The sequence below is a fragment of the Kitasatospora sp. NE20-6 genome, from assembly GCF_045862635.1.
Genome location: NZ_BPRL01000002.1, coordinates 113,016 through 125,402, shown reverse-complemented (window position 1 = coordinate 125,402; position 12,387 = coordinate 113,016). Strand labels below are relative to the sequence as shown.

Genomic DNA, 12,387 nt, shown 5'->3' with positions numbered 1-12,387 from the left:
GGAGGAACAGGATCGGCGCGCGCCTCTCCCGTACCGGCGCGCCCTCGGGCCGGTACGGGAGAGGCCGGGTTGACTCAGGCCTTCTCGGTGACCCCGGCGGAGTCGAAGGTGGCTACATCGTGCATCGCGCGGGCCGCGCTCTGCACCAGCGGGAGCGCCAGCAGGGCGCCGGTGCCCTCGCCGAGACGCAGGTCGAGGTCGATCAGCGGCCGCAGACCGAGCTTGGCGAGCGCGGCCTGGTGGCCCGGCTCGGCCGAGCGGTGGCCCGCGATGCAGGCGGCCAGCGCCTCCGGGGCCACGGCCTTCGCCGCCAGCGCCGCCGACCCCGCGATGACGCCGTCCAGGATGACCGGGGTGCGCAGCGAGGCCGCACCGAGCAGGAACCCGGCGATCGCCGCGTGCTCCAGACCGCCGACGGCGGCGAGGACGCCGATCGGGTCGGCCGGGTCGGGCTGGTGCAGGGCCAGGGCCGCCCGGACGACCTCGACCTTGCGGGCGTGCGTGGCGTCGTCGATGCCGGTGCCGCGCCCGGTGACCTCGGCCGGGTCGACGCCGGTGAAGACCGAGATCAGTGCGGCGGACGCCGTGGTGTTCGCGATGCCCATGTCGCCGGTGATCAGCACCTTGTTGCCGGCCGCGACGAGGTCGCGCGCGGTCTCGATGCCGACCTCGACGGCCTGCACGGCCTCCTCGCGGGTCATCGCCGGGCCCTGCGTCATGTCGTCGGTGCCGGGCTTGACCTTGCGCGGCAGCAGGCCGGTGGTGCGGCCCTGCTGGATGGCGTCCGGCAGGTCGGACTTCACCCCGACGTCGACCACGCAGACCTCCGCGCCGACCTGCGCGGCGAAGGCGTTGACCACCGCGCCCCCGGCGAGGAAGTTCGCCACCATCTGGCCGGTGACCTCCTGCGGCCACGGGGTGACGCCCTGGGCGTGCACGCCGTGGTCGCCGGCGAAGATCGCCACGCAGGCCGGCTCCGGGATCGGCGGCGGGCACTTGCGGGCCAGACCGCTGAGCTGGGCCCCGATGATCTCCAGCATGCCCAGCGAACCGGCCGGCTTGGTCATCCGCTTCTGGCGGTCCCACGCGTCGCCCAGCGACTTCGCGTCGAGCGGGCGGATGCCGCGCAGCGTGTCGGCGAGCAGGCTGTGCGGCTCCTCGCCGGGCAGCGCGCGGTTGCCGTACTGCTCCTCGTGGACGACCCAGGAGAGCGGCCGCTTCTTCGCCCAGCCCTGCTGCTGCAGCTCGGGCTCGTCGGGGAACGCGTCGACGTACCCGACGCACAGGTAGGCGACGACCTCCAGGTGCTCGGGCAGGCCGAGCTCGCGGACCATCTCGTCCTCGTCGAAGAAGCTCACCCAGCCGACGCCCAGGCCCTCCGCGCGGGCGGCGAGCCAGAGGTTCTCGACGGCCAGCGCGGCCGAGTACGGCGCCATCTGCGGCTGGGTGTGCCGGCCCAGGGTGTGCCGGCCGCCGCGGGTGCGGTCGGCGGTCACCACGATGTTGACCGGCGTTTCGAGGATGGCCTCGATCTTGATTTCCTTGAACTGCTTGGCGCGGCCCTTCGGCAGCGAGGCCGCGTACGCGTCGCGCTGGCGCTCGGCGAGCTCGTGCATCGTGCGGCGGGTCTTGCGCGAGCGGATGACGACGAAGTCCCACGGCTGGGAGTAGCCCACGCTCGGCGCCGTGTGCGCGGCCTCCAGGACCCGGAGCAGCACCTCGTGCGGGATCGGGTCGGGGCGGAAGCCGTTGCGGATGTCGCGGCGCTCGCGGATGACCTGGTGGACGGCCTCCCGGCCGACCTCGTCGAACCCGGGCGCGGCAGCCGGACGGTCGACGGCGACGGGCTCGGGCTCCTCCACGGGCTCCCCGGCCGTCTCCTCCACCGCTTCGCCGGCCACGACGGGCTCCTCCGCCGCCGGCTGCCCGGCGACAGCCGGCTCGACGAGGACGGGCTCGGCAGGGACGGGCTCGGCCGACTGCTCGGCCGACTGCTCGGTGGGCGGCTCGGTGGGCGGCTCTGCGACGGCGGGCTCGGCCTGCTCGATCGCGACCGGCTCGACGGGGGACGCCGTCACGGACGGCACGTCGGCGGCGACCGGCTCGGCGGCGACCGGCGGGACGGCGGGGGCCTCGTCGGCAACCGGTACGTCCGTCACCGCGACCGGCGCCTCGACGGCGGCCGGCACGGCCTCGGCCACGGCCTCGGTCACCGGCTGCGCGGCGGCCTCCGGCTCCACGACCGGCACCTCGACGGCGGGCTGCTCCTCCGCCGGCACTCCGACGGCGGCCTGCTCGGCAACGGCCTGCTCTGCGGCGGGCTGGTCGGCAACGGCCTGCTCTGCGGTGGGCTGCTCGGCGGCGGGCTCCGCCACCGGCGCGACCACCGCGATCGCCTCGACCACGGCCGGCTCGGCGACGACGGGCTCGGCGAGGACCGGCACCTCGGCGGGGGCAGCCAGGGGCTCCTCCCGCGGGATGACCGGGAGACCGTGCTGCGGGGCCGGGTCGGCGAGGAACGCGGCGATCCGGCGCGGCTGCGCGACGGGTTGCGCGGGAACGGCGACCGGAACGGCCTCCACGGGGACCTCGGCCGGAACGGCGAACTGCGGGACCTGCTCGGCGGCGGGCTCCGCAGGCACCACGGCCTGCTCGGGCACCACGGCCTGCTCGGGCACCGCGGGCCCGGCAGTGCCCACCGCGACGGCCTCGGCCGGGACCGGCTCGGGCGCGGGGACCTCGACGACGACCGGTGCGGCCACGGCCGGTGCGACCGGCTGCACGGGCTGCGCGGCGCCCTGGACGGTCTGCTGCTGCTCGTGCTGCGCCGGGACGGGCAGGCCGACGACGGCCTGCTCCGCCTCCAGCACGCCGTGGTCCACGGTGAACTGCTCCACGGCGGACTGCACCGCCTGCGGCTCGGCGGCGGCCGACAGGGGGGCGGCCTGCTGAGGCACGGCCGTCCGGAGCGCCGCGGGCTCGGGTGCCGCGACGGGCGCGACCGCGATCGGCACACCGTGCGCGGGCGTGCTGCCCTGGCCGGGGGCACCGGACGGGCCGCGGTCGGCCAGCGAGCGCACGGGCACCTGACCGGTCATCAGGGACGGGTCGGGGATCGGCGGACCCGCGTGGAGCGGGCGGCGGGCCGGCTGCGGCACGCCCTGCGGCGCCGGGGCGGCCTCCGGGACGGGCACCTGACCGATGGACCCGGACTGCACCTCGACGGACCGGACCTCGACGGACCGGACCTCGACGGCCTGCACCCCGGCGGCCTGCGTTCCGGCGGACGGCTCGGGCGCGTCCGTGCCGAGGGCCGTCAGCGGCGGCGTGAGCGGCGGCCAGGACGGCTCGACGGGCACGCCGGGCGGCTGCTCCGCATCGTCCGCGGCGGCGGCCTGGGGCTCGTCGAGGGTGCGCAGCGCCATGGTGTCGACCACGGGCGGCATCGCGGCGGGCGCGGCTGGCACCTCGACGGAGTCCACGTGGACGGTCTCCAGGGCGCCGTGCACGGGGTTGCCCCAGGTGGTCTGCGGGCCGGGCATGAGCAGCTCGTCCTCCTCCTCGTCCAGCGGGTCCGGCTGGTCGAGGAAGGTGTACGCCGGACGCCGCTCGCCCTGCCAGGGCTCGGCGGTGAAGGGCGCGGCCGCGGCCAGGCCGGGCGCGACGGCCTCGAACGGCGCGGTGAGCGGGTCGGGCGCGGTCAGGTGTTCCGGTGCCCCCGTGGCGTGGCCGCCCGGAGGTACGAGGGAGCCATCGCTCGGGAGGTGGCCACCATCGGTCATGTCCAAAGCTCCTTCCAGGCCGCTTTCGCGTCCTCGGCGACGCGATCGCGGACCGCAGCCACCCCTGCGTGCCACCCGTCCCGGGTGGCACGCCATCAGAAATAACGACTAGCCGGGGCATCCGGCACGACCGCTCCGGGCCCTTCGGCATTCTCCCGGCCCGGCGAGCGCCACGTCGAATGCCCGCGAATCCGCCCCTGGCGGTTGCGGCGCGGCGGAAAGGGCGTCCGTGCCTGATGGGCACGTGCACCGATCGCCGTGCGCAACCATGACGCCACCCTATCGTTCGGCGCCGACGGCCTCTCGAATCGGTGTCCGGATGGGACGGGGATCACCCGTGCCGGTCCGGGCCGGTGTCCGGTGCACGGAACGTCAGGAAGGGAGTTCGCCCCAGAGCACCGCGGTGTGCTCCCCCGGTCCGAGGGTGAGGCCGGAGGACGCCCCGGGTGCCGCGGTCAGGGGTGCGGACTGGAGCAGCGTGCCGTCGACGCGGTACCCGGCGGCGGCGACGGCCCCGTGGATCGCCTCGGCCTCCGCCAGGGTGTGCGCGACGGCGACCAGGCGCTCGGGTCGGCGCGCGAGCACCGCGCTCACCACCCGTACGCCCCCTCGCTCCACGGCGACGGCGTCGGGTTCGGGCAGTCCGCCGAGGATGTCGGGGACGGCACCGTGCACCACGTCGACCTCGACGCCGTACCGGCGCGCGTTGACGCCGATCCGGGCGCAGGCGGCGCGGTCGGACTCGACGGCGACCACGGCGGCACCGAACCGGGCCGTCTCCACGGCGAGGGCGCCGCTGCCGGCCCCGACCGTCCAGACGAGGTCGCCGGGGACGGGGCCGAGCCGCGCGAGGGCGAGGGCGCGGACGTGCGGGGGCAGCGCGGTGTCGCCGTCGGCCGGGCCGGCGGGGGTGCCGGCGCCCGCGTACGCGTCGGCGGGCAGCGCCCAGCCGCGGTCGCCGCCGGGGAAGGCCACGGGCCGGCCGGCGAGCCAGCCGGCGGCCTCGTCGACGGCGGGCGGGGTGCCGCCGATGACGAGGACGACGCTGGGGTCGCGCCAGTCGTGGTCGGGCACCCGGTCGGAGGTGAGGACGGTGACGTCCTCCTCGGGGGTGCCGAGGGCCTCGCAGACGACGAAGGTGCGGTGGACGCCGCGGAGCATGAGGGCGAGTTCGCTGGGGCCGGCGTCGGCGGTGGTGAGGACCGCGACCTTGGTGTGGGCGCGGCAGACGTTGGCGGCGCGGCGCAGCCGTCCGCCGTGGGCGGAGACGACCTGGGCGTCCTCCCAGGCCATGCCGGCGCGCGCGAACGCGGCGGCGACGGAGGAGACGGCCGGCAGGACTTCGAGTTCGAGCCCGTACTCGGGGCGGCGCAGGGTGCGGACGACGCCGAAGAAGCCGGGGTCGCCCTCGGCGACGACGACGGCGGTGCCGCGGTGTTCGACGATGCGGCGGGCGGCGGCCCGGACGCTCCCGAGCGCGATGCGCTCGGCGCCCGGCGGCACCGGCAGTGCGGCCAGTTGGAAGGGTGCGCCCGCCACCAGGGTGGCCCCGGCGAGCGCGGACGCGGCCGCCTCGGTCAGCGGCGTGCCGTCCCACCCGATGACCGTGATCCGGTCAGCCATCTGCGGCTGTTCTCCCTACGCCCCGTGTCCGCCCCGATGTCGGACGGCGTGCGCCGTGCGGCTCGCGCGTCCCGGTGCAGAGGGTACCCGGTGGGGGCGGCGGGCCGGGCACCGCGGTGGTGCGGGCGGGCGCGGTCAGTCGTGGAGCACGTAGCGCTGCTCGGCCCAGCCGTCGGTCTGCGGGGTGTCGAGGTCCTCGGGGAGGAGGCTCCACAGGATGAGGTCGGTGCGGGTGTCGGGTGCGCCGCGTCGGTCCGTCTCCTCGCCGCGGACTATGCCGGCGCTGCGCAGGACGCCCTCGCTGATGGCGCCGGTCTTCTGGGCGACCTGCTGGGCGGCGATGTTGCCCGCGGCGGTGCGGAGTTCGAGGCGGAGGAAGCCGCGGTCCTCGAAGAGCCACTGGGCGACGCCGAGGACGGCCTCGGGGGCGTAGCCCTCGCCGCGGGCCCAGGCGGCGGTGATGAAGCCGATCTCGGTGGCGCGCAGCCGCCAGTCGGTGGCGCGCAGGTCGACGAGGCCGACGAGGCGCTGGGTGAGGTGTTCGGCGACGGCGAAGACGATGCCGCCGCCGTCGGCGCGCCGGCCGGGGGCGAGGACGCGGACGAGGTGGCGGGCGTGCGTCTCGGTGAACGGCACGGGCAGGGCGGTCCAGGTCTGCACCTGCTCGTCGGCCGCGAGGGCGACCAGGCCCGCGGTGTCGCCGTCGTCCAGCGGGCGCAGCAACAGCCGTTCGGTGCTGATGGCTGTCTCGGGGAAGCTCGCTGCCATGCCGTCTCTCCTCGCCGGGTCGTGGACACACCGTACGCCCCGCCTTTCTCCGGGCGTGCCAGGGTACCGGCATTCCGGCGACGGCCCGTCAGTTCGGCTGCCGGGAGGGGTGCGCACGGCGCATACTGCGCGGCCGGGCCCCGCCGCGGGGTGCGGCGGGGCCCGGCCGGGCGGCGTGGTGCGCGGCTCAGAAGGCCGGGATCACCGAGCCGTCGAAGGTGTCGTCGATGTACTTCTTGACCTCGGCGGAGTGCAGGAGCTCGGCGAGCTTCTTGACGCGCGGGTCGTCCTCGCCGCCCTTCTTGACGGCGAGGATGTTGGCGTACGGGTTGCCCTCGGCCTTCTCCAGGACGATGGCGTCGGTGGCGGGCTTGAGGCCGGAGTCGAGGGCGTAGTTGCCGTTGACGACGGCGGCGTCGAGGTCGCCGAGGGAGCGCGGCAGCTGGGCGGCCTCCAGCTCCTTGAACTTGAGGTTCTTGGGGTTGGAGGCGATGTCCTGGACGGTCGCGGTGGTGCCGGCGCCGGACTTGAGGGTGATGACGCCGTTGTCGGCGAGCAGCTTGAGCGCGCGGCCCTCGTTGGTGGCGTCGTTGGGCACGCCGACCTCGGCGCCGTCCTGGAGCTCGGCGACCGACTTGACCTTCTTGGAGTAGACGCCGAGCGGCTCCAGGTGGACGGACTCGACGGAGACGATGTCGGTGCCGTTCTTCTTGTTGAAGTCCTCCAGGTACGGAACGTGCTGGAAGTAGTTGGCGTCGGCCGAGCCGTCCTGCACCGCGGTGTTGGGGGTCACGTAGTCGGTGACCACCTTGACGTCGAGCTTGAGCCCGGCCTTGTCGGCGAGGTTCTTCTTGACGTAGTCGAGGATCTGCGCGTGCGGGGTGGGGCTGGCGATGACGACCAGGGCCTTGTCCGGGTCCGCGCTCGCCCCGGTGGTGGAGGAGCCGCTGCTGGAGCAGGCGGCGACCGAGAGGGCGAGGCCGGCGGTGACGAGGACGCTGGTGTACTTCAGGACGTTACGCACGAAAAGTGCCTTTCTCCGTGGTGCGGTGGGATCGGCCGGGTCCTGGTGGGAGCTCCGGCCGGGGCTGGTGGGGCGGGGGTCAGCGGACGGGTTCCGCCGCTTTCTCCTCGCCGGGGAGGTCGACGGCCTCGGGGCGGAACCGGCGGCCGGTGGTGCCGCGGTGGCCGAGGCGGCGGGCGGTGAAGTCGCCGAGGAGCTGGATGGCCGTGACGATCACGATCAGCTCGGCGATGATCACCCACATGAAGCCGGTCTCGAAGCGCAGGTAGCCGTAGCGGACGGCGAGGTCGCCGAGTCCGCCGCCGCCGACGACGCCGGCCATCGCGGAGTAGCCGATGAGCGTGATGACGGTGGTCGTCACGGAGGCGACGAGGGCGGGCAGCGACTCGGGCAGCAGGGTCTTGCGCACGATGGTGGCGGTGGAGCCGCCCATCGACTGGACGGCCTCGACGAGTCCGCCGTCGACCTCGCGGACGGCCGTCTCGACGAGCCGGGCGAAGAACGGGATGGCGCCGATGGTGAGCGGCACGGTCGCGGCCTGCCAGCCGATGGTGGTGCCGGCGATCGACTTGGTGAAGCCCTGCAGCGCCACCATGAGGATGATGAACGGCAGCGAGCGGCCGATGTTCACGGCGGCGCCGAGCACCCGGTTGACGGCGGGGTGGTGCAGCAGCCCGCCCTTGTCGGTGAGGACGAGCAGCACGCCGAGCGGCAGGCCGAGCAGCACGGTGGCGACCGAGGAGACGCCGACCATCTGGAGGGTCTCCCAGGTGGCGGGCCACAGCAGTTCCTGCATCTGGTCCCAGGTCATGCGGCGGCCCCCGCCCCGTCGAGCACGTCGACCTGGAGGCCCTGCTCGCGCAGGAAGCCGATCGGTACGACGTTGTCCTCGTGCCTGCCGGGGAGTTCGACGCGCATGCGGCCGACCATGCGGCCGGAGACGGTCTCGACGGCGGCGCCGAGGATGTTGATGTCGATCTGGTAGGTCCGCGCGAGCTGGGAGACGAACGGCTGCGCCGGGGTGTCGCCCTGGAAGGTGATCTCGACGACGGTGTGGCCGCTGTGGCCGGAGGCGAACTCGCCGAGCGGGAAGAGGTCGCGGGCGAGCTGCGACCCTCCGGTGGCGAGGAGTTCGGTGAGCACGCCCTGCTCGACGATCCGGCCGTCGCGCATGAGGGCGGCGGAGTCGCAGATCGACTTGATGACGTCCATCTCGTGCGTGATCAGCAGGACGGTCAGGCCGAGCTGCTGGTTGAGGTCGCGCAGCAGGGCGAGGATCGAGCGGGTGGTCTCGGGGTCGAGGGCGCTGGTGGCCTCGTCGGAGAGCAGCACCTTGGGGTCGCCGGCGAGGGCGCGGGCGATGCCGACGCGCTGCTTCTGGCCGCCGGAGAGCTGGGCGGGGTAGGCGCGGGCCTTGTCGGCGAGGCCGACGAGGTCGAGCAGTTCCGCGGCCTTGCGGCGTCGCCCGGTGCGGTCGAGGCCGATGATCTCCAGGGGCAGCTCGACGTTCTGCTGCACGGTGCGCGAGGAGAGCAGGTTGAAGTGCTGGAAGACCATGCCGATCCGGCGGCGCGCCTCGCGGAGTTCGCGGCCGGCGCGGTTCTCGCCGCCGGTCAGGGCCGTCAGGTCGACGCCGTCCACCGTGACGCTGCCGGCCGTGGGCCGCTCCAGCATGTTCACGCAGCGGATGAGGGTGGACTTGCCGGCGCCGCTGGTGCCGACGACTCCGTAGACCTCGCCCGGGCGGACGTGGAGGTCGACGCCGTCGAGGGCGGTGATCTCTCGGCCGCGTGAGCGGTAGACCTTCGTGAGGCCCTGGGTGGTGATCACGGCTGCTTTCCGTTGGTCGGGGGCGCGGCGGGCCGTCGGCGCGCCGGTGGGGACGGCGGCGCACGGGGGCACGCCTGAGGAAGGGGATGTCACCGGTGCCGTAGGTCGATCATGGCCGCCGGGGGGCGGTGACGCCCGCGGGCGTGGCCCTGACGAGTCATCGGCGACGGACGGCCGGGGAGGGGCGCCGGCGGGGCGGCGCGGGTGCTCGCTTCGGGGCGCGAGGAAGGGTGACGAGGGCCCTCAGCGGTGACACGTGCGACAGCACATGCGGCGCGCGCCGCCCGGCATGAGGCCGGTGGGGGTGCATGGCGTGGTCGCAGTCATGGGATCCAGTTAAGCAGAAGATCGGACACGATCCCAATAATCAGGACTCCTGGTCCGAAATACGGACACGACCCTTGCCGCACAAGCCCGACGACGCCCTCCCCGTGCGGGAAGGGCGCCGTCGGGCGTGCGGGACGGATCAGGCGGAGGCGGCCAGCGGGGCCGCGACCGTCTTGGCGAGGGTCACCAGGGACAGCCGGCCGGAGACCTCGCGGACGGAGGTCTGCCGGTAGCCGAGCCGGGCGTAGAGGCGCAGGTTGCCGAGGCTGCGGTGGCCGGTGGACAGCTCGAAGCCGTACACCGGCTGCCGCTCGGCCAGGCGTTCCTCCACGGCCTCCAGCAGCCGGCCGCCGAGGCCGTGACGCTGCATCCGCGGATGGACGACCAGACGGCCGATGCGGCCGACGCCGTCCGGATCGACCCGGCCGCGTACGGTGCCGACGACCTCGTCGCCGAGGCGCGCCACCAGGAACTCCTGCTCGGCCAGCTCGGCGCGGAGGCTCTCCAGGGTCTGGGTCAGCGGTGCCAGCGACCAGTCCGAGTAGAGCTCCGCCTCCTGCTGGTAGCCGAGGTACTGCAGCTTGAGAATCTGCTCGGCATCGTCCGGCGTGGCCGGCGAGATGATCACACTCATGCCCATGTACGGGGTCTCCCCATCGTTAGTGCCCGGTGCTGTGCGAGGGTGCGCACCGGTGCCCGGCCTGAGGTCCCGGACGGGGATCGGCCCGGCCGGGAGAACGGTCGAACGACCCGTCGGGCGGCGCGGCGCACGGCGCGGCCGCACCTGCGCTCGCGCCGGTGCTCCGGGCAGCCGTGCCGCCTTCGGGAGAGACGTTCGCCAGCGCTCTACCCAGGCGTCGCCCGCTCTCAACCTTCCGCCTCCCGGACGTGGTGAGCGTCACGTTCCCGGCGGGCCGCCGCCGGCCGGGCCGGGAGAGCCCGTCCAGTCCGCCCTGCGGGCCGCCAGCAGGGCCCGCAGGCCCGCCAGGCAGCGCGACCGCGTCGGTCCGATGCTGCCGCGCGGCACACCCATCCGGGCGGCCAGCTCGGTGTAGGTGAGCTCGGGCGACTCCGCGAGGCAGCGCAGCAGCTCCGGGCAGCGGCCCGGCAGCTCCGCCAGGGCCCGCCGCACCGCCCGGCCCAGCTCGGCGGCGGCCAGCTCCTCGTACGGCTCGCGCCGCGGGCGCCCGGGACGCGGCACGGGCGTCTCCAGCGCGGCCCGGCGGCGGGCGGCCCTGGCCTCGCGGACGGCGACGCCGCGCAGCCAGTCGCGCGGGTCGGGCGGGAGGCCGGGCCCGGCGGCGCGTTCGACGGCGTGCAGCCAGACCTGCTGTTCGAGCTCCTGGGCGTCAAGCCGGTCGCCGGCGAGGGCGGCCACGAAGGGCACGAGGTCGCCGCGCAGCTCGGCCACGGGCAGGCCGGCGACGGCCGCCCGGGCGGCGGCCCGCCCCTCCGGCGGCGGTGCGGCCACGGGCAGCGGGCGGGCGGCGGGGCCGGCCGCCGCGGGGGGTGCGGCGACGGGACGGACGTCGGTCATACCCGCCGCAACGACGCGGGGCGCGCCGGGTCACCCGGCGCGCCCCCGTCCGTCCGGGACGGATCAGCCCTGCGCCCACTCCTGCTGGACCGCGAGGTCGGCCTTGACCTCGGCGAGCTGCACGGCGACGGCGCTCGGCGCGGTGCCGCCGCGGCCGTTGCGGGAGGCGATGGCGCCGTGCACGCTGAGCACCGAGCGGACCTCGGGCGTCAGGTGCGCGGAGATCGCGGCGAACTGCTCGTCCGTCAGGTCGCCGAGCTCGATGCCCTGCTGCTCGCAGGCCTTGACGCAGGCGCCGGCGACCTCGTGCGCGACCCGGAACGGCACGCCCTGCTTCACCAGCCACTCGGCGATGTCGGTGGCCAGCGAGAAGCCCGCGGGGGCCAGCTCCTCCAGGCGCTCCCGGTGCACGGTGAGGGTGGCCATCATGCCGGTGAAGGCCGGCAGCAGGACCTCCAGCGTGTCGCAGGAGTCGAAGACCGGCTCCTTGTCCTCCTGCAGGTCGCGGTTGTACGCGAGCGGCAGGGCCTTGAGCGTGGCGAGCAGGCCGGTGAGGTTGCCGATCAGGCGGCCGGACTTGCCGCGGGCCAGCTCGGCGATGTCCGGGTTCTTCTTCTGCGGCATGATCGAGGAGCCGGTGGAGAAGGCGTCGTGCAGCGTGATGAAGCCGAACTCCTTGGTGTTCCAGATGATCACCTCCTCCGCGATGCGGGAGAGGTTGATGCCGATCATCGCCGTGACGAAGGCGAACTCGGCGACGAAGTCGCGCGAGGCCGTGCCGTCGATGGAGTTGCCGACCGAACCCCGCTCGAAGCCGAGGTCGGCGGCGACGGCCTCCGGGTCGAGGCCCAGCGAGGAGCCCGCGAGCGCGCCGGAGCCGTACGGGGAGACGGCGGTGCGGGTGTCCCACTGGCGCAGCCGCTCGGCGTCCCGGCCGAGGGCCTGCACGTGCGCGAGGACGTGGTGGGCGAAGAGCACCGGCTGCGCGTGCTGGAGGTGGGTGCGGCCGGGCATGGCGGTGTCCGGGTGGGCCTCGGCGAGGCCGACCAGGGCGTGCTGCAGGTCGAGGACCAGGCCGCCGATGGTCCTCGCGTGGTCGCGGAGGTACATCCGGAAGAGCGTGGCGATCTGGTCGTTGCGCGACCGGCCGGCCCGCAGCTTGCCGCCGAGGTCGGCGCCGAGGCGCTCCAGCAGGCCGCGCTCCAGGGCGGTGTGCACGTCCTCGTCGGCGATGGTGCCGGTGAAGGTGCCCGCCTCCACGTCGGCGAGCAGCTGGTCCAGGCCGCCGAGCATCGCGGCGAGCTCGTCGTCGCTCAGCAGCCCCGCCTTGTGCAGCACCCGGGCGTGCGCCTTGGAACCGGCGATGTCGTACGGCGCGAGGCGCCAGTCGAAGTGCACCGAGGCGGAGAGCTTGGCCAGCGCCTCGGACGGGCCGTCGGCGAAGCGGGCGCCCCAGAGTCGGACGTCGGCGTTCTGGTCGGCGGTCATCGCGTGGG

9 protein-coding genes are annotated in these 12,387 nt (G+C 74.9%); all 9 read right to left on the bottom strand.

Going from position 1 to position 12,387, the window contains the following annotated elements:
• Positions 1 to 74: 74 nt before the first annotated feature.
• The 9 genes from cobT to argH all read right to left on the bottom strand — a co-directional run bounded on the left by cobT (position 75) and on the right by argH (position 12,379).
• Positions 75 to 3,782, bottom strand: coding sequence for a nicotinate-nucleotide--dimethylbenzimidazole phosphoribosyltransferase (gene cobT / locus SNE206_RS01145; RefSeq protein ID WP_407911406.1), 3,708 nt, complete (start codon positions 3,780 to 3,782; stop codon positions 75 to 77).
• Positions 3,783 to 4,154: 372 nt separating this feature from the next.
• The gene (gene cbiE, locus SNE206_RS01140) at positions 4,155 to 5,405 is read right to left on the bottom strand and encodes a precorrin-6y C5,15-methyltransferase (decarboxylating) subunit CbiE (RefSeq protein WP_407911405.1); all 1,251 of its coding nucleotides are present in this window, start codon (positions 5,403 to 5,405) and stop codon (positions 4,155 to 4,157) included.
• Positions 5,406 to 5,540: 135 nt separating this feature from the next.
• Positions 5,541 to 6,173 (bottom strand): GNAT family N-acetyltransferase, encoded by a 633-nt coding sequence (locus SNE206_RS01135; protein ID WP_407911404.1) that lies wholly within the window; start codon positions 6,171 to 6,173, stop codon positions 5,541 to 5,543.
• 187 nt (positions 6,174 to 6,360) lie between these two features.
• Positions 6,361 to 7,197, bottom strand: a complete 837-nt coding sequence (locus tag SNE206_RS01130) for a MetQ/NlpA family ABC transporter substrate-binding protein (protein WP_407911403.1) — start codon at positions 7,195 to 7,197, stop codon at positions 6,361 to 6,363.
• Positions 7,198 to 7,276: 79 nt separating this feature from the next.
• Positions 7,277 to 8,008, bottom strand: coding sequence for a methionine ABC transporter permease (locus SNE206_RS01125; RefSeq protein WP_407911402.1), 732 nt, complete (start codon positions 8,006 to 8,008; stop codon positions 7,277 to 7,279).
• On the bottom strand, positions 8,005 to 9,027 hold the full coding sequence (locus SNE206_RS01120; RefSeq protein ID WP_407911401.1) for a methionine ABC transporter ATP-binding protein: 1,023 nt from the start codon (positions 9,025 to 9,027) through the stop codon (positions 8,005 to 8,007). Before SNE206_RS01120 ends, SNE206_RS01125 begins: the two co-directional genes overlap by 4 nt.
• A gap of 466 nt (positions 9,028 to 9,493) precedes the next feature.
• Entirely contained in the window at positions 9,494 to 9,994 is a 501-nt protein-coding gene (locus SNE206_RS01115; protein WP_407911400.1) for a GNAT family N-acetyltransferase, read from the bottom strand.
• Positions 9,995 to 10,252: 258 nt separating this feature from the next.
• Complete coding sequence (locus SNE206_RS01110) at positions 10,253 to 10,891, bottom strand: RNA polymerase sigma factor (RefSeq protein WP_407911399.1); 639 nt, start codon at positions 10,889 to 10,891, stop codon at positions 10,253 to 10,255.
• A 63-nt stretch (positions 10,892 to 10,954) separates the two neighbouring features.
• Positions 10,955 to 12,379, bottom strand: a complete 1,425-nt coding sequence (gene argH, locus SNE206_RS01105) for an argininosuccinate lyase (RefSeq protein WP_405010447.1) — start codon at positions 12,377 to 12,379, stop codon at positions 10,955 to 10,957.
• Between the last annotated feature and the right edge of the window lie 8 nt (positions 12,380 to 12,387).